Raw genomic sequence first — 17,634 nt, forward strand, 5'->3', positions numbered from 1 at the left:
GGAGGGGGCGAGGCATGTCGGCCGACCGGCCCAAGGCGATCCCCAGACCGACACCCGAGACGCGACCGTTCTGGGACGGCGCCGCAGCCGGTGAGCTGCGGATCCAGCGCTGCGTCGCCTGCGCCCGGCACTACTTCTACCCGCGCCCGCTCTGTCCCCACTGCGGGTCGGGCGAGGTGGAGTGGGTGACGGCCAGCGGACGGGCCAGCCTCTACTCCTACGTCATCAGCCACCGCCCGGCACCGGGCTTCGCCGGCGACGGCCCGTACGCGATCGCCGTCGTCGAGCTGGAGGAGGGCGTGCGGATGATGACCAACATCGTGCACACCGAGATCACTCCGGAGAACCTCGAGCTGGACATGCCGCTCCGCGTGGTGTTCGAGCCACGCGGCGACGTCCACCTCCCCCTCTTCGAGCCGGCGCGGGAGGTGTCGTGACCGCGGTCATCGTCGGTGCGGCCGAGACCGACGAAGTGGGCCGGCTGCCGGAGCACTCGGCGTTCCGGCTGCACCTGGAGGGCGCGCGCAACGCGCTCGCCGACGCGGGCCTGACCAAGGACGACGTCGACGGGGTCGCGACGGTCGGCACGCCTGGGCCGGTGCAGGTCGCGCACGCGCTCGGCATCACCCCGGCGTGGCTCGACGGCACCTCGGTCGGCGGCACGTCGTTCCTGTTCCACGTACGCCACGCGATGGCGGCGATCGAGGCCGGGCTGTGCCACACCGTGCTCGTCACGCACGGCGAGTCCGGGCGGTCGCGGGTCGGCGCGCCGCCGCGGGCGTTCGGCTCCGACTCGCTGCTGGGCCAGTTCGAGCTGCCGTACGGGACGATGGGGCCGGCCACGACCTTCACCGTCACCGCCCTGCGGTACATGAAGGAGACCGGGCTCACCCACGAGCAGCTCGCCTCGGTCGCGGTCGCCCAGCGCCGGTGGTCCAGCCGCAACCCGCGCGCCGCGATGCGCGACCTGGTCACCGTCGAGGACGTGCTCGCCTCACGGCTCGTCGCCTACCCCTTCCACCTGCTCGAATGCTGCCTCGTCACCGACGGTGGCGGGGCTCTGGTCGTCACCTCGCGCGAACGCGCCGAGGCGCTCGGCACCCGCAAGCCGCCCGTGTACGTGCTGGGCGCCGGCGAGTCGGCCGAGTCGCCGATCATCTCCCAGATGGAGGACTTCACCACGTCGCGGTCGTTCCGCCTGTCGAGCCAGGCGGCGTTCGCCGAGGCGAAGATCACCCACGGCGACGTCGACCACCTGATGATCTACGACGCGTTCGCGCACGTGCCGATCTACGGGCTGGAGGACATGGGATTCGTCGGCCGGGGCGAGGCCGGCGCCTTCATCGCGGAGGGGCACACGTCCCCGGGCGGCCGGCTGCCGATGAACACCAACGGCGGCGGCCTGTCCTATACCCACACCGGGATGTACGGCATGTTCGCGATGCAGGAGTCGATCCGGCAACTCCGCGGCGAGGCCGCCGCCCAGGTGCCCGGCGTCGAGATCGGCGTCGTCCTCGGCAACGGCGGAATGTTCATGTCCGCCGCCACACTGGTGCTGGCGAACCGCCTGCCCTGACACTGGTCCCCGGCATCCGCCCGTGCCTCCTCGGGCGGTGACCGGTCCCCCGGCGCCGCGCCCCGCGGTGCCCCGACTGAGCGGAGTGGCCCGTGGCAGATCCACGACGGCTCCTCACCGTCGCCTGCGTCACGCTGGCGACGGCGTTGTCTCTCGTGCCGGGCGCGGCGAGCGCGTCGCCGGCCTCGCACGAGCGCCTGACCATCACGTCCGTGTCCAATCCCCGGCCCGACCTCGTCAGCGGCGGCCAGGTGCTGATCCGCGTCGTCCCGTCGGGCTCCTCGGGCTCCCACCGGGTGACCGTCACCGCGAACGGGCACGACGTCACCGCGGCGCTGCGCCGGGAGCCCGACGGCAGCCTCCTCGGCACGGCCGGCGGCCTGCGCGATGGCGCGAACACGATCGAGGCCCGGCAGTCCGGCGCCCGCGCCACGCTGCGCGTCGTGAACCACCCGATCACCGGACCGGTCTTCTCCGGCCGGCAGCAGCTCCCGTTCTACTGCGAGACCCAGGCGTTCGGGCTGCCGGCGGCCGGCCAGCCGTACTGCTCGGCGCCCACGCAGGTCACCTACCAGTACCGCACGACCGCCGGGACGTACGCGCCGCTCGCCGACCCCTCCGCACGGCCGGCCGACCTGGCCACCGCGACGGTCGACGGCACGAAGGTCCCCTACGTCGTGCGGGTCGAGCGCGGCACGATCGACCGCGCGGTGTACGAGATCGCGGCGCTGTACGACGGCGCCGCGCCCTCGCCGACCACGCCGGACCGGAGCTGGAACGGCCGGCTCGTCTACACCTTCGGCGGCGGCTGCAACGCCGGATACCACCAGGGCCGCTCGACCGGCGGCGTGCTGAACGACCTGTTCCTGGGGCAGGGGTACGCCGTCGCCTCCTCCACCCTGAACGTCCTGGACAACAACTGCAGCCCGATCATCTCCGCCGAGGCGGCGATGATGGTCAAGGAACACTTCGCCGAGACGTACGGGCCGGTCGCCCACACCATCGGCTGGGGCGGCTCCGGCGGCGCGATACAGCAGTACGACATCGCCGAGAGCTACCCGGGCATCGTGGACGGCATCATCCCGGGCGTCTCCTTCCCCGACCCGCTGACCACGCTCGGGCCGGTGACGGACTGCCGGCTGCTGGACCGCTTCTTCGCCGGCGCGGGGGCCGCGTTCACCGACGCGCAGAAGAAGGCGATCGCCGGGTTCAACGACTTCACCACCTGCCCGTCGTGGGACCAGACGTTCGCCAGCCGCGCCACCGCGACGGACAGCTGTGACACGGCCATTCCGGTCTCCGCGCGCTGGAACGCGGTGACGAACCCCTCCGGCGTCCGGTGCAACGCCGACGAGCAGTTCGCCAACCAGCTCGGCCGCGACCGGCGGACCGCGTTCGTCCGCAGCACGCTGGACAACACCGGCGTTCAGTACGGCCTGGCCGCGCTGAAGGCCCACGCGATCACGCCGGCCCAGTTCACCGCGCTCAACACCGCGATCGGCGGCCTCGACTACACCGGCAGGCCCGTGGCGGCCCGCACCGAGGCCGACCCGAAGGCGCTCGCGGCGGCGTACGCGAACGACATCGTCAACTCCGCGGCGCAGGGCCTGCGGCAGACCCCGATCATCGACCAGCGCACCGACCTCGACCTCGCCGGGCCGGGGAACGACATCCACACGACCGAGTGGTCGTTCGTGATGCGGCAGCGCCTGCTGCGGTCGAACGGCACGGCGGCCAACCAGGTCATCATCGAGAGCGACACGTCCCCGGCGCAGGTCGCGGCGGCGGCCGCGTACGAGCTGGACGCGATGGACCGCTGGCTCACCGCGATCGACGCCGACCACTCGGGCCGTGACCTGCGGCACAAGGTCCTCACGGACCGGCCCGCGGATCTGGCCGACGGCTGCTACCTGTCGGCCACGGACCGGATCCGCGAGCCCCTCACCTACCCGTCCGGCGGGCGGTGCGGCGCGCGGTACCCGGTGGCCTCCGACACGCGCATGGTGGCCGGGGAGCCGCTCGCCATGAACGCCATGAAGTGCGCGCTGACGCCGCTGGACTTCCGCGACTACCCGGTCACCTTCACCGCGGACGAGCAGCGGCGACTGCGGGCGACGTTCCGCACGGGCGTCTGCGACTACGACCGGCACCCCACCGGCTGGCGCAAGCCCACCGGCACCTGGCTCTCCTACCGCTGAACCCCGCCGCCCCGTGCGGTGCGGCGTTGATACGCACGCACCGCACGGGCGTGGGCGCCGGTGAGGAGTTTCCGCGCCGGCTCCGCGGTCCTCTCCCCCGGGTTGAGGATGGCGACCCAGGACTGGGCCGCGTACACCGGGTGCGGGAGCAGCGTGTCCAGCGCGGTGTAGTCGACGTCCGCCGGCGGGGAGGGGTGTCCGCCGATCAGCTCCTCGAACGCCGCGCGGCCGACGGCGATGTTGAGCCGGAACACTCCGGGGCGGTTCAGGTCCGAGGCGGTGTCGAAGCCGTCGTAGTCCTTGGTGACGATCGTGGCGAAGGGCATCCGGCGGTCGGCGGGCGTGTCGCCGTCGGGGTCGTGGAAGAAGAACGTGTCGCCCCAGGCGACCTCCGGCGCTCCGGTCTCGGCGCTGGCGGTCTCCGCCACGACGCCGGGCAGAGCCGTCACGAACGCGATGATCTCATGCTGCGATTCCATGCCTTCGAGCGTCTCATTGAAGCACCCAGTGAGACTTTCCCCGCGAAGTCGCAGGAAGAGCACCGCCGAACCCTCAATGCCAGGAGATCAGGCAGCGCTCGAGAGTCCGGGGCGCCGTACGGCTCCACCGCCTCGACCTGGCCGAGCCCGTTCGTGAGGAAGACTCGTCACCGGTCCGGCCCGCCGGCGGCGAGACCGCCGAGGACCAGTTCCAGCTTGGCCGACAGCGCCGGGCCGAGCGCGAATGGCGCCGGCCCCCCGGTGATCTGCGGCAGGACCCAGCGACTGACCGTGTCCGCGTAGCAGGCCGAGAGCACCTCGGCGACCGTCTGTGCCGGTACCGCGGCGCTGAACTCCCCTCGGTCCTGGCCCAACCGCACGACGGCTCGGAGCGGCTCGAAGGTCGGGAACGGCTCGCCGGCGTCACCGATCTCCGTCATCCGGCCCTGAACCAGCACGATCGTCAACCGGACATCGGACTCGCTGAGCCGGGCGAGCAGGGCGAACTGTTGCCGGAGGAGCCCGGCGGCGGACACCTGCCGGCCGTCCTCCTCCCCCGCCACGCCCGGCAGAGCGGCGGCGAGCCGCTCGCCCCGCTCGGCTCGCCAGGCCGCCAGGATCGCCTGCTTGGCGGGGAAGTGGTTGAACAGTGTCCGGCGGGCGATGTCCGCGCGGTCCGCGATGTCGTCCATCGTGGCGTTGGCGTACCCGCGTGTGCAGAACAGCTCCAGCGCGGCCTCCAGGATGCGGCGCCGGGTGCGCTCACGCTGCCGGGCCCTGCGGTCGGCGACCGGGGGTGCCTCGCTGTTGCCGGTGACGTTATTCATCTCCCTCATCATCCCAGTTACCGCCGCTGATCGCTCGACTGTGGTGCACTCCAGTGCATTGTTGCACTAGAGTGCACTCATGGCGAGCGTCCACGCCCGCCCCGCGACGGTCGTCGTCATCCCGTCGTTCGATCCGCGATGGAGAGGAATCACCGATGTCGGCTCGCAGCTCGGCCATCGACTTTCACGCGCACTTCGTGCCCGACTTCTACCGGGACGCAGCCGTGGAAGCCGGATACGGGAATCCGGACGGCATGGCGGGGTTCCCGCACTGGAGTGTGGATGAGGCGCTGGCCATGATGGACCGGTGCGGGGTCGCGGTGGCGGTGGCCTCGGTGTCATCGCCCGGAGTCCACTTCGGCGACGACGCCGCGGCGCGGCGGCTGGCCCGCGGCGTCAACGAGTTCAGCGCGACCGTAAGGGACGAGCACCCGGACCGGTTCGCCTTCCTGGCCTCGCTGCCGCTGCCCGACGTCGAGGGCGCGCTCGCCGAGATCGCCTACGCCTGCGACGTGTTGCACGCCGACGGCGTCACGCTGAAGACGAACGCCCACGGGCTGTACCTCGGAGATCCGGCGATGGAGCCGGTTCTGGACGCCCTCGACCAGCGGCACGCGCTCGTCGTCCTCCACCCGACGTCGCCGCCCGGCGGGGAGGTGGTCTCGCGGGGCTGGGGGCGGCCGATGATCGAGTTCCCGTTCGACACCACGCGGGCCGTCGCCGACCTCCTCCTGCGCGGTGGGCTCATCCGCCATCCGGGCATCCGGATGGTGGTTCCGCATGGCGGCGGCGCCCTCGCGACGTTCGCCGACCGCGTCGACGAGTTCACGCGCATCTTCGGCGTCGCCGACGGTCCCGACGTGGCCGGCCAGCTCCGGAACCTCTACTACGACCTCGCCGGTTTCCCGGTCCCACGGCAACTGCCATCGCTGCTGGCGATGACCGATCCCTCCCACCTGCTGTACGGAACGGACTGGCCGTGGACGCCCGAGGCGGTCATCGCCGCCGTCACCGCCGAGATCCAGGCGACCCCGCTCCTCGATCAGGACCAGGTCACCGCCATGATGACGACGAACGGCCTCCCGCTGCTCGACCGATTCGGCGCCTGAGAAAGCGCGTCGGAACCGCACCACGCCCCGTCCGAAGCCATCCGGTCGACGGCCGGCGGGCCGCCGCGCCGCTCACGCGTGCACCCCGGCTCAGTGGTGGAAGAGCCGGAGCCCGGTCCGTACGAGCGCGATCCCGTGTTCGCGGCAGGCGTCGGCGACCTCGCCGGACCGGATGGAGCCGCCCGGCTCGGCGATGTACGCCACGCCGTGGCGGCGGGCGTGGTCGACGTTGTCGCGGAAGGGCAGCGCGCCGTCGGAGGCGAACGCCACGCCGGTCAGGCGGCGCGCCCACTCCTCGCGGTCCGCCGCGGTGAGGCCGGTGACCGGGCCGGACAGCGCCTCGGCCAGCCGCCGTTCCTCGTCGGGGGTCAGGCCGCCCTCGGCGTACCGGATCCGCCAGTTGAGCCGGTCCTGCGGCCGGGCTCCCGGTACGAAGGCCAGGCCCCGCACGGCCGGATGACGCCGTAGCCACCAGATGTCGGTCTTGCCCCCGGCCAGGCGGGTGCAGTCGACGCGCGACTGCTGCCCCGCGCCGACCCCGAGCGTCATGCCGTCGCGCACGTAACAGACCGCGTTGGACTGGGTGTACCGGAGCACGACGAGCCCGAGCAGCAGGTCCCGCACGGCGGTGCCGGGCGGCGCCGCGTCACCGGCCGGGTCGAGCAGGTCGCGCGAGATCGGCGCCTCGTCCCGGTCCTGCGTCAGTTCGACGCCGAAGACCTCCCGCCGCTCGCGCGCCGGCGGGGCGAACGTCTCGTCGGCCTCGAAGACCACGAAGCGGTCCTTCTTCTTGCGGCTCAGGGCGGCCACGGTGCCGGGGGCGTAGCCGGGCGCCACGATGCCGTCGCTGAACACCGGGCCCAGGGCGTCGGCGAGCTCGGCGTCGACCGGGTGCGACACCGCCACGAAGTCGCCGTAGGAGGACCGGGGGTCGGCGTCGCGGGCGCGCAGGTAGGCACTGGTGAGGTCCCCGACGTCGCCGAGCCCGTACGGCTCCGCGGCGACCGCGTCGACCGGCCCGGACACGGCCGCCCCGGCCGGCGACACGTGCTTGAACGACGCGGCCGCCGGGCGGCCGAGCACCCGGCTCGCCTCCCGGACGAGCTGCCAGCCGTGGAGCGCGTCGAGCAGGTTGATGTAGGAGGGTGTGCCGTTCAGCGGCCGGAGCGGCGTGCCGCCGTCCTCCACCGATGTCGCCCGCGCCTCCTGGTGCGGGTTGGTGCCGTAACGCAGCTGCATGCCGTGGCCTCCTCAGCGGTCGATGTCGCTGATGGAGGCGCCCAGGCGGTCGGCGCCCGCATCGATGGCAGGCCGCTTCCCGGTGGTGATCCACCCTCGCCAGTCGCGGCCGCCGCCAGCGTACCGGTCACGTACGCCAGGTCACCAGGGCGTCCAGGGCCTCGATGCGTGAGCCGCGGACCAGCAGCGGGTTGATCTCCAGCGACTCCAGGTCGTCGCCCAGCGCCCCGGCGAGGTCCGCGACGCGCGTGATGACCTCGGCGAGCGCGTCCAGGTCGGCCGGTTCGGTGCCCCGCGCGCCGGTCAGGAGCTTCGCGCCGCGCAGCTCGCCGAGCGCGCGGCGGACCTCGGCGGCGTCCACCGGCAGCAGGCGCAGCACCGAGTCCTTCAGCACCTCGACCCACACGCCGCCGAGGCCGACCGCGAGCACGAGGCCCCAGGCGGGGTCGCGCACGACGCCGGCCAGCAGCTCGACGCCGCCCTCACGCTGCGGCTGGACGAGCGTGCCCAAACCGGACGCGCCGACCGCCGCGAGGATCTCCCGGTGCGCGCGCCGCACGTCCTCGGCGGAGCCGAGCCCGAGGCGTACGCCGCCGACGTCGCCCTTGTGGCCCAGGCCCTCCGCGGCGGCCTTGAGCACGACCGGATGGCCGAACCGCTCGGCGGCGGCCACGGCCGCCTCCTCGTCGGGCGCGAGCTCGGACGGCACCACGGGCACGCCCGCCTCCGCCAGGAGCGCGGACGCCCGGTGCTCGGCCCACACGCCGGTCCGCTCGCCGCGCACCACGGGAGGCGGCGTCGCGGCGCGCGGGCGTACGGCGGCCCGCTCGCGCGCCGCCGACCAGCGGACGGCGGCGCCGATGGCCGACATGCCGTGCTCGATGCCGCCGACGACGTGCGGATACCCGGTGCGGTCCTGGAGGGTACGGGCGAAGGAGCCGACGTCGGTCAGCACGTTGCCGACGATGACGACCGGACGCGGCGACTCCGCGATGATGCGCGTGCTCTTCTCGTACAGCCGGAACACCGGTTCGGGGTCGGGCGGCTCGGCGCGCGGCAGGTCGGACAGGAGCATGACGACGTCGATGCCCGGGTCCTCGGCGACGATCCGCAGCGCGCGGGAGAGCAGGGTGCGGTCGACGACGACGTACCCGGTCACGTCGAGCGGGTTCGCGGGGCTGCCGAAGTCCGGCATGATCTCGGTCAGCCGGGCGACGGTCTCCTCGGCGAACGCCGGCAGCTCCAGCCCCTCGTCCTCGGCGCGGTCGGCGATGATCTCCGATGCGCCGCCCGACGGCGTGACGACGCCGAGGCGGGGCCCCGGCAGCGGCCCGGACGACGCGAGCAGCCCGGCCGTGATGATCAGATCCTCCAGCGAGCGGACGCGGATGACGCCGAGCTGCCGGAAGGCCGCGTCGATGACGGCGTCGTCACCGACGAGAGCGCCGGTGTGCGCCTGCGCCGTACGGGAGGCGAGCCCGCTACGGCCGATCTTGAGCGCGACGATCGGCTTTCCCGCCGCCAGCGCGCGGCGCGCCACCCGGGCGAACTCCTCCGGCCGGCGGATCGACTCGAGGAAGAGCGCGATGACGCGGGTCGCCGGGTCGTCCACGAGGTGGTCGATGACGTCGGTGACCGAGACCACGGCCTCGTTGCCCATCGAGGTGAGCAGGCTCAGGCCGATGCCGCGGGCCTGGCTGAACGCGAGCACGGAGCTGGCCAGCGCGCCGCTCTGCAGCACGACGCCGACCGATCCGCGCAGCAGCGGCGGCGGGATCGGCAGGCCGTACGGGGTGATGCCGGCCCCCGCGTTGATGTAGCCGTTGCCGTTCGGACCGAGCACGGTCAGGCCGTTCGCCCGGCAGAAGGCGGTGAGCTCCTCCTCGCGCTTGCGTCCCTCCGCCCCGGTCTCGCCGAAGCCCGCGGTGAGCACGACGTAGTGGCGGATGCCGAGCCGCGCCCCCTCCTTGAGCACGTCGAGCACGACCGGCGTCGGCACCATGACGTAGACGAGGTCGACCGGTCCGGGCAGGTCGCTCAGGCTGCGGTAGGCCCGCTCGCCGTGCACGATCTCGGTGCGGGGGTTGACGAGGTGGACCGGACCGGCGAACCCGTGCCGCCGCAGGTTGGCGAAGGTCGCCACCGACCAGCCCGACTTGTCGGTGGCGCCCACCATGGCGATCGAGGCGGGCGCGAACAGGCCGCGTACACCCTCCCCGGCCGTCATTCGCCGATGCCGCCGAGGCGAACGTGACCCTTCAGGAGGTTGCGGGCGATCGTCCGGCGCTGGATCTCGTCGGTGCCCTCGTAGATGCGCAGGAGGCGCAGCTCGCGGTACCAGCGTTCGATCGGCAGCTCCTTGGTGTACCCCATGCCGCCGTGGATCTGCAGCACGCGGTCGACGACCTTGTTGGCCATCTCGGCGCCGTTGAGCTTGGCGATGGAGGAGGCGTGCCGGGCGTCGAGGCCGTTCTGGACGCGCCAGGCGGCGTACAGCGTGAGCCACTTGGTCGCCTCGATCTCCACCTGGGAGTCGGCGATCTGCCACTGGATGGCCTGGTACTCCCCGATCAGGTGGCCCATCGACTTGCGGAGGCCCGCGTAGTCGATCGCCATCTGCAGGAGGCGCTCGGCCGCGCCGATGGCCCTCGCCGGGATCATGAAGCGGCCGTTCCTGATCCACTGCATGGCGAGCTCGAAGCCCTTGCCCACCTCGCCGAGCACGTTGTCGTGCGGCACGCGTACGTCGTCGAAGACCAGGGACGCGGGGCCCCACTCGCCCATCGTCGGGATCGGCTCGGACTTCCAGCCCATGTCGCGGTCGACGAGGAAGCAGGTGACGCCCGCGTCGGGGACCACCGCGAAGACCATGACGAAGTCGGCCTCGTTGCCGTTCGTGATGAAGGTCTTCTCCCCGTTGATGATCCAGTCGCCGCTCGCGTCCTTGACCGCGCGGGTGGTGATGTTGCGGGCGTCGGAGCCCGCGCCGGGCTCGGTGATGGCGAAGCAGGACCGCCGCTCCCCCTCGATCGTGGGGATCAGGTAGCGCTGCTTCTGCTCCTCGGTGCCGGCGTAGAGGATGTTGTCCGCGCTGCCGCCGAAGGTGAAGGGCACGAACGTACGGCCGGTCTCGATGGCGAGGATCGCCGACATGACCGCGCCCGCGTTCAGCCCGCCGTACTCCTCGGGGGTGTTGATCCCCCAGAAACCGGCCTTCTTGGCCTTGCGCTGCAGCTCCTTGATCACGTCGGGGGCGAGGCCGGGGCGGCCGGCGCGCTCGTTGCGCAGCACCTCGTCCTCGAGGGGCATGACCTCTTTGCCGATGAAGCTGCGGACGGTGTCGCGGATCTGCCGCTCTTCGTCGCTGAGCGAAAAGTCCACCATCGGACGACCCCTCCACACGAGAAACAAGTTTCTAGAACGTGACTCTAAAACCAGCCTGCCCGCCGCCCCGGAAGGTGTCAAGACCGCAGCAGAGGACCTGTTCGGCCTGTTAGCGCCGATTTTGGAATACGGTTCCGTAACCTGGGAGGGACGACACGAGGTGTGTGATGGCACGCAAGACGAACAGCCGCGCGGCGAACGCGAACGCATGGCGGTGGAGCCGGACCGCCGAGACCCGCCGGGGCATGCTGGAGGCGGCCCGCGAGGTGTTCACCGAACGCGGCTTCGCGGACGCGAGCGTGGCCGACGTGGTCGAACGCGCCGGATCCAGCGTCGGCAGCCTCTACCACCACTTCGGCGGCAAGGCCGAGCTGTTCCTCGCGCTGTGGGAGGACCACCAGGCCGCCCATGAGGCGGCCGCGTCGGCGGCCGTCGCGGCCCTTCGCGAGGCAGGCGAGACGAACCCGCTGGAGCTGTTCATCGCCGGGGCGCGGGCGTTCCTGGAGGGCTCGTGGCAGCGGCGCGACCTCGTACGGCTGCTGATGGACGGCGACGGGCCGCCGGGCTTCGAACTGATGCGCCGCACCCGCAACCGCGAGTGGGTACGCCAGAACGCCGTGCTGCTGGGCGCGGGCACCGACCCGGTGGACCGCGTCACCGTGACCGTGCTGACCACCGTCATCGGGGAGACCGCCCGCGAGGTCGCGGCCTGCGAGACGAAGGCGGAGGCCGACACGGTGGCCGCCGCCGCGATCCACCTGATCCGCCGCCTCGACCCGCTGACGGAGGTCGAGCAGCACGACTGACCGCGCGCGTCGCCGCCGTTCCGGCGGGATCGAAGGCGCGTAGCATCGTGTCGTGCAGACGGTGACCCTTGTGGGCGCGGGGATCGTGAATCTGATCACCGCGCTCGACCTCGTCCGGCACGGCTACGACGTGGCCGTCTACGAACGGGCACCGGACCCCCGGGCCGGAGCGGACTGGACCGCGTACGGATGCACGCGGGGCGGCGGGGACGGCCGGATGTTCACGCTGACCGAGGCCGACAGCTACCACAACCGGTCCTGGCACGCGGACGGCACATCCAATGGCCTGCTGAACCAGCCGATCTCCGACCACGGGTGGCTGGTCGCGAAGGCCGGCAGCCTGACCGAGGCCGAGCGGCGCTGGGCCGACGCCTTCCACGGCGTGCCGCCGGAGCTCGCGCAGACCTACAACGACGACATCTTCGCGGTGAACCGGGAGGCCGGGGAGCTGTGGACGGCCCTGATCGACGCCGAGCCCGCGCTGTTCGGCGCCGACACCGGATACACCGACGGCGTCCTGCGCCTGTTCACCGAGGACGACTACTTCCGCTGGCACGTCGCCCGCAACGAGCGCGTCGGCGCCACCCGGCGGGTGCTCACGCCCGGCCGGATCGCCGCCGGCTACCCCGCGCTGGAGGCGGCCTGCTCCGACGGCACCATCGCCGGCGGCATCGAGGTGGTCGGCTTCACCGTCAACGTGCACCGGTTCGTGACGCGCCTCGTCGACCTGCTGGAGCCGGAGGTGCGGTTCCACTGGAACACCGAGGTGGCGCGGATCCGGTGGGCCTCGCCCGGCGTCGCGGCCGGGCTGGAGCTGGCGAGCGGTGACCTCGTGAGCGGCGGCCACTGCGTGCTGAGCCCCGGGGCGTACGGCAACGACCTGCTGCGGGGCACCGCCTCGTACGAGCGGATCCAGGGCATGCTCGGCGTGTGGTTCACCGTCCCGAACGTCGAGCCCCGGCTCGAACACTCGCTGAAGATCGCCCGGAAGGGACACCGGGCCGAGGAGACCAACGTCACCCTCGCGACGGCGGCGGACGGCGAGCCCGTGCTGGTGTGCGGGTCGGGCTACGGCTGGACCGGGCTGCGCCCGGGCAACATCGACCTGGCCGAGCTGGACGTGCTGTACGACTCGCTGGAGGACACGATCCGCCGCTTCTTCCCCGCGACGCACGCGGCGGCGCACGACGCCGGCACCTTCACGACGAGCCGCCGGCTCTGCGTGCGGCCGTGGACGGCGTCCTGCCTGGGAGTCTTCGAGCGACTCGCGACCACGACCGGCGGGAGGCTCATCGTGACCGGCGGCCACAACACCGGCGGCTTCGCCCAGTCACCCGCGATCGCCGAGGCCGTACGCGCCGCCCTCGAAGGCCGCGAACACTCCATGCACGCCCGGTACGCCCCGACGCGCTAGTTCTTCCGTCCCCCGACCAGTTTGAGGATCACGTGGTTGTCCTCGCCGTACTTACGGCTGAACAGGTTGTGCACGGTCGCGTAGTCCTCGGTGCTGGGCTCCAGGGTGACCAGTGAGAACGGGCCGCGTCCGATCTGCTCGCCGGTGACGTTGTCATCGAAGGTGCGGACCACGAGCCCGGAGATGCCGTTCTCCGCGTTGGCGGCGATGATGGGCTGCCCGCTGATGAACGTGTCCTCCTCCGACATCACGAACCCGACGTCGTAGGTCTGACGGTCCGCGCCCGAGTCGACGATGATCGTCGTCTTCCAGAACTGGTCCAGGGACCGGGTGCTGCCGGCCTTCCAGAGCTCGTCGAACTTGTCGCCGACGAACTTGCCGAGCTGGCTGTCCGGGCTGGTCAGGTACTGCGTGGCGTTCCAGGAGGTGACGTTCACGGGATAGAACGAGACGGTCACCTGGGTGTCGACCTGGTACATCTGCACCGGCGGCAGCGCCGAGTAGACCCGCACGTCGATGTTGTGGCGGTGCACCTCGGGGATGCCCGTGTGCACGAACTCGTGCAGCACACGCAGGTTGTCGAGGATGTCGCCGACCACGTTCGTCTGCCGCAACAGCTCGTCCGCCCGCTGCTCGGCCGCCCGCGCGTCCGGGCTCAGCAGCAACATCTTGATCTTGACCTGCTGGCGCAGCGCCTCGCGCAGGGATTCGAGGAACCTGTCCTGATAGGTGCCCTGGAGGAGGTCCGTCCACAGTTCGAGGATGAGGATCTCACGGCGGGCGTCGCTGGCCCGCTTGATGAAACCGCCGCGGTCGAAGCCGTCCCGCACCGTCTCGCGCTGCCCCTCGACGCGGGCCATGAACGGCGAGACGGCGAACAGCACGATGATCGTGCCGATGAGGTCGGCGCCGAGGTTCAGGCTGAGGTTCTTGCCGTAGTCGGGCAACGAGGCCGAGAGCACGAGGAGCACCGCGACGACCGCGCCGAGCACGACGGCGATCCACAAGTAGGTCTTGCGACGCTGTAAGTAAGCCCAGATGTAGCTTCCAGGCCTCGGGGGCCGGCCTTCCTCGCTCACCCAGAGATCTCCCACGTCTTCGGTCTGACCACACATCGGTATATCACGCTGGTGTTCCGCACGGTGTCGCTGAGCGACATCCGGATCCGGGCCCCCCGCCGGTGGTCGTCATCGCCCGAGGTAGCCGACGTGCGGGCGGTACTCGCCGACGATCCGCCCCGCGCGGAGGGCCGCGAGGAAGTCCTGGGGACCGTCGAAGTCGGGCATCTCTACGTAGGCGGCGCCGACGCCCTCCGGGTCGTGGGCGTCCGAGCCGGCGCCGCCCGGCAGGCCGTACGCCTCCGCGAAACGCGCCGCCCGGCGGTTGAGCTCCTGGTCGGCGATCTTGGCGTTGAAGACCTCGACCGCGTCGAGCGCGCCCGCGGCGTGGAGCGCGGCCAGCCCGTCGGCGCCCAGGCCGGCCCGCGCGGGGTCGTACGGGTGCGGGGCGTAGACCAGCCCGCCCTGCTCGCGGACGCGGCGTACGGCGTCCGCGAGCGGCAGCACGTACGGGATGCGCCCGGTGAGGAACAGGCCGATCACCTCGCCGGCACCGGTGCGGATCTCCTCACCGACGACGATCCTGGCGCCGACGTCCCGCTCGATCGCCTCGTGCGCGCCCCGCAGCGTGTGGTGGTCGGTCACGCACACGACGTCGAGCCGTTCCGCCCGTACCCGCTCGGCGAGCCGCTCGACGGTCGTGACGGCGTCGCCGGAGTGGACGGTGTGCAGGTGGCAGTCCACCCGCACCCGTCGCCGGCTCACCGGAAGCTCGCCCGGCCCCGGTCGATGACGACCGTTCCGTCCTCCTTCGCCGTACGGAACAGGGCGGTCGTCCCCTCGGCCCAGATCGACGTGGTCAGCGACTCCCCCGGCATCACCGGGCTGCTGAACCGGCCCGACATCGCGGCGAACCTCGCCGGGTCCGAGCCGGCCATGGTGTGCAGCAGCGCCCGTCCGGCGACACCGTACGTGCACAAGCCGTGCAGGATCGGCCGGTCGAAGCCGGCGCGGGCGGCGAACGCCGGGTCGGAGTGCAGGGGGTTGCGGTCGCCGGACAGCCGGTAGAGCAGTGCCTGCTCGGGCCGGGTGCGGTACGTGACCTCGTGGTCCGGCGCGCGGTCCGGGAGCTTCCAGTCGTCGCGCGGGCCCCGGTCGCCGCCGAAGCCGCCCTCGCCGCGGATGAACACCGAGCCGCGCGAGGTGATCAGCCGCTCGCCGGTGTCCGGGTCGACCGCGGTGGACTCGGTGACGACCAGCGCGCCCGAGCCCTTGTCGTAGATGCCGGTCACCTTCGCGGTGGCGCGCAGCGTGCCCTCGGGGGGCAGCGGCCGGTGCAGCTCGAAGGCCTGCTCGGCGTGGACGAGCATCGCGGGGTCGAAGTCGCCGATCCGGCGGGCGCCGGGCACCTGGGCGAGCAGCACCGCGTACGTCGGCAGCACCCGCTGCGGCGTGCCCCCGGTGTTCTCGGTGGTGAAGGCGAGCTCGCTCAGCGGATCGTCGAGACCCGCGCCGACGCCGACCGCGTACAGCAGCGCGTCCTTGGAGGTCCAGGAACGGTCGTGGGGCGCGGACTCCACGCCGATCGCACCGTGGTCGAGTGGCATGGTCAGCTCTCCGGCGTACGGCCGTCGGGCATGACGTTCGGCGCGGCCTTCTCGACCAGGCCGGGGATGACCTCGCCCAGCTCGGCCGGGTCCCAGCGCGCGCCCTTGTCGGCGCCGGGACCGGCGCGCCAGCCCTCGGCGACGCTGATCACCCCGCCACGGACGTTGAACACCCGGCCGGTGATGCCACGGGCCTGGTCGGAGCCGAGCCAGACGACGAGCGGGGCGATGTTGTCGGCGGCTCGCGGGTCGAAGGCCTGCGGGTCGTCGCCGCCCTGCCAGCGCACGAGGTTCTCGGTCATGCGGGTGAGCGCGGCCGGGGCGACCGCGTTGACGGTCACGCCGTAGCGGCCGAGCTCGCGGGCGGCGATCACGGTCAGCCCGGCGATGCCGGCCTTGGCCGCGCCGTAGTTGCCCTGGCCCGCGTTGCCGTAGATGCCCGAGGACGACGTGGTGTTGATGATCGCGGCGTCGACCGGTTCGCCGGCCTTGGACCGGGCCCGCCAGTAGGCGCCGGCGTGCCGCAGCGGCGCGAACGTGCCGCGCAGGTGCACCCGGATGACGTCGTCCCACTCCTCGGCGGTCATGTTGACCAGCATCCGGTCGCGCAGGATGCCGGCGTTGTTCACCAGGACGTGCAGGTCGCCGTAGGTCTGCACGGCCGTCTCGATCAGCCGCTTGGCGCCCTCGAAGTCGGCGACGTCGTCGCCGTTGGCGATCGCCTCGCCGCCGGCCGCACGGATCTCGTCCACGACCTCACCGGCCGGGCCCGTCGACGAGCCGCTCCCGTCCACCTCCGCCCCGAGGTCGTTGACGACCACCTTGGCGCCCTGCCGGGCGAACTCCAGCGCGTGCCCGCGGCCGATGCCGCGCGCGGCGCCGGTCACGATCACCACGCGGCCCGCAACGATGCCGCCCATTAGCCCTCCTTCGCCGGAGGAGTGACCGGACGCGCGCACCCTTCGCCCGCTCCGTCACTCATGAGACCTCGGCCACTCCGACTCGCCGTTGTTTTTAGAATGAACTTCTAGAAAAGTCTCCGGAGGACTAGCCTTCGTGTCAACCCTGGGAGATCCGTTCCCCGGCTTCGGCGAAAGGACCGGTCATGGGCATTCTCGACGGCAAGGTGGCGATCGTCACGGGGGCGAGCCGCGGCATCGGCGCGGCCATCGCACGGCGGTTCGCCGCGGAGGGCGCGACGGTCGCCGTGACCGCCCGCACCGTCGACCCCGCCCAGACGCGTCTGTCCGGCACGATCAACGAGACGGTGGCGCACATCGAGGCGGCGGGCGGCCGGGCCCGCGCGTACGCCGCCGACCTGTCCGACCCGGCCGCCCGCGTGTCGCTCGTCCGCGACGTCACCGACGACCTCGGCCCGGCCGACATCCTGGTGAACAACGCCGCCGTCACCTACTTCTCCCCGGTCGCCGACTTCACCGACCGCCGGTACGCGCTGATGTTCGAGGTGCAGGTCACGGCGCCGTTCCACCTCGCACGCCTCGTCCTGCCGGAGATGCGCTCGCGCGGGCGCGGCTGGATCCTCAACATCTCCTCGCTGGCCTCGCGCCATCCCGCGCTCGAGCGGAACCATCTCCCCGGCGGCACGGTGTACGGCATGTGCAAGGCGGCGCTCGAACGGTTCACGACCGGACTGGCCGCGGAGGTCCACGGGGACGGGATCGCGGTCAACTCCCTGGCGCCGAACCGCGTCGTGCCCACGCCGGGCACGCTGTTCCACCGGCTCACCACCGAGGACGACCCGAACGCGGAGCCGCCCGAGGTCATGGCCGAGGCCGCCCTGGCCCTGTGCGGCGGCGCGGACCTGAGCGGCCGCATCGCCCTGTCCCAGGACCTGCTCACCGAACTCGCCGGACGGTGACGGCCGCCCGGTTCGCGGCGACAGGGATCTTGTGACCACGTTGTCATTGATGTCATTG

At 72.2% G+C, this 17,634-nt stretch carries 16 protein-coding genes and 1 riboswitch; of the genes, 7 read left to right on the forward strand and 9 right to left on the reverse strand.

Annotated elements, in window-relative coordinates:
• The first annotated feature begins 14 nt into the window (after positions 1-14).
• The 3 genes from ABEA10_RS15235 (at position 15) to ABEA10_RS15245 (ending at position 3,774) form a co-directional block, all read left to right on the forward strand.
• Positions 15-437 (forward strand): Zn-ribbon domain-containing OB-fold protein, encoded by a 423-nt coding sequence (locus ABEA10_RS15235; protein ID WP_345463654.1) that lies wholly within the window; start codon positions 15-17, stop codon positions 435-437.
• On the forward strand, positions 434-1,576 hold the full coding sequence (locus tag ABEA10_RS15240) for a thiolase C-terminal domain-containing protein (protein WP_345463657.1): 1,143 nt from the start codon (positions 434-436) through the stop codon (positions 1,574-1,576). Before ABEA10_RS15235 ends, ABEA10_RS15240 begins: the two co-directional genes overlap by 4 nt.
• Before the next feature lie 92 nt (positions 1,577-1,668).
• Positions 1,669-3,774, forward strand: a complete 2,106-nt coding sequence (locus ABEA10_RS15245) for a DUF6351 family protein (protein WP_345463661.1) — start codon at positions 1,669-1,671, stop codon at positions 3,772-3,774.
• Here ABEA10_RS15245 and ABEA10_RS15250 read toward each other — a convergent pair.
• Positions 3,765-4,253, reverse strand: coding sequence for a DUF6194 family protein (locus tag ABEA10_RS15250; RefSeq protein ID WP_345463664.1), 489 nt, complete (start codon positions 4,251-4,253; stop codon positions 3,765-3,767). The genes ABEA10_RS15245 and ABEA10_RS15250 overlap by 10 nt on opposite strands.
• A 167-nt stretch (positions 4,254-4,420) precedes the next feature.
• Entirely contained in the window at positions 4,421-5,080 is a 660-nt protein-coding gene (locus ABEA10_RS15255) for a TetR/AcrR family transcriptional regulator (protein ID WP_345463667.1), read from the reverse strand.
• Positions 5,081-5,235: 155 nt separating this feature from the next.
• Here ABEA10_RS15255 and ABEA10_RS15260 point away from each other — a divergent pair, with 155 nt between their 5' ends.
• Entirely contained in the window at positions 5,236-6,189 is a 954-nt protein-coding gene (locus ABEA10_RS15260; protein WP_345463670.1) for an amidohydrolase family protein, read from the forward strand.
• A gap of 90 nt (positions 6,190-6,279) precedes the next feature.
• Here the strand turns inward: ABEA10_RS15260 and ABEA10_RS15265 are convergent, their stop codons facing one another.
• The 3 genes from ABEA10_RS15265 to ABEA10_RS15275 form a co-directional block, all read right to left on the reverse strand.
• Positions 6,280-7,428 (reverse strand): phosphoribosylaminoimidazolecarboxamide formyltransferase, encoded by a 1,149-nt coding sequence (locus tag ABEA10_RS15265; protein ID WP_345463673.1) that lies wholly within the window; start codon positions 7,426-7,428, stop codon positions 6,280-6,282.
• Positions 7,429-7,460: 32 nt separating this feature from the next.
• Positions 7,461-7,545: riboswitch (ZMP/ZTP riboswitch) on the reverse strand.
• Between the two features lie 10 nt (positions 7,546-7,555).
• Positions 7,556-9,655 (reverse strand): acetate--CoA ligase family protein, encoded by a 2,100-nt coding sequence (locus tag ABEA10_RS15270; protein ID WP_345463676.1) that lies wholly within the window; start codon positions 9,653-9,655, stop codon positions 7,556-7,558.
• The gene (locus ABEA10_RS15275) at positions 9,652-10,812 is read right to left on the reverse strand and encodes an acyl-CoA dehydrogenase family protein (protein WP_345463679.1); all 1,161 of its coding nucleotides are present in this window, start codon (positions 10,810-10,812) and stop codon (positions 9,652-9,654) included. The genes ABEA10_RS15270 and ABEA10_RS15275 overlap by 4 nt, the downstream gene beginning before the upstream one ends.
• Positions 10,813-10,979: 167 nt before the next feature.
• Here ABEA10_RS15275 and ABEA10_RS15280 point away from each other — a divergent pair, with 167 nt between their 5' ends.
• Positions 10,980-11,618 (forward strand): TetR/AcrR family transcriptional regulator, encoded by a 639-nt coding sequence (locus tag ABEA10_RS15280; protein ID WP_345463681.1) that lies wholly within the window; start codon positions 10,980-10,982, stop codon positions 11,616-11,618.
• 52 nt (positions 11,619-11,670) lie between these two features.
• Entirely contained in the window at positions 11,671-13,032 is a 1,362-nt protein-coding gene (locus ABEA10_RS15285) for an NAD(P)/FAD-dependent oxidoreductase (protein ID WP_345463684.1), read from the forward strand.
• Here ABEA10_RS15285 and ABEA10_RS15290 read toward each other — a convergent pair.
• The 4 genes from ABEA10_RS15290 to ABEA10_RS15305 form a co-directional block, all read right to left on the reverse strand.
• On the reverse strand, positions 13,029-14,039 hold the full coding sequence (locus ABEA10_RS15290; RefSeq protein WP_345463688.1) for a hypothetical protein: 1,011 nt from the start codon (positions 14,037-14,039) through the stop codon (positions 13,029-13,031). The genes ABEA10_RS15285 and ABEA10_RS15290 overlap by 4 nt on opposite strands.
• 180 nt (positions 14,040-14,219) lie before the next feature.
• On the reverse strand, positions 14,220-14,855 hold the full coding sequence (locus ABEA10_RS15295; RefSeq protein ID WP_345463691.1) for a CehA/McbA family metallohydrolase: 636 nt from the start codon (positions 14,853-14,855) through the stop codon (positions 14,220-14,222).
• Positions 14,852-15,697: a MaoC/PaaZ C-terminal domain-containing protein gene (locus ABEA10_RS15300; RefSeq protein ID WP_345463694.1), complete on the reverse strand. Its 846-nt coding sequence runs from the start codon at positions 15,695-15,697 to the stop codon at positions 14,852-14,854. Before ABEA10_RS15300 ends, ABEA10_RS15295 begins: the two co-directional genes overlap by 4 nt.
• A gap of 2 nt (positions 15,698-15,699) precedes the next feature.
• Positions 15,700-16,617, reverse strand: a complete 918-nt coding sequence (locus ABEA10_RS15305; protein WP_329237973.1) for an SDR family oxidoreductase — start codon at positions 16,615-16,617, stop codon at positions 15,700-15,702.
• 185 nt (positions 16,618-16,802) lie between these two features.
• Here ABEA10_RS15305 and ABEA10_RS15310 point away from each other — a divergent pair, with 185 nt between their 5' ends.
• Complete coding sequence (locus ABEA10_RS15310) at positions 16,803-17,576, forward strand: SDR family NAD(P)-dependent oxidoreductase (RefSeq protein WP_329237976.1); 774 nt, start codon at positions 16,803-16,805, stop codon at positions 17,574-17,576.
• The last annotated feature ends 58 nt before the right edge of the window (positions 17,577-17,634 follow it).

Origin of the sequence: Actinoallomurus oryzae (assembly GCF_039541955.1) — a bacterium.
Classification (GTDB): Bacteria; Actinomycetota; Actinomycetes; order Streptosporangiales; family Streptosporangiaceae; genus Actinoallomurus; species Actinoallomurus oryzae.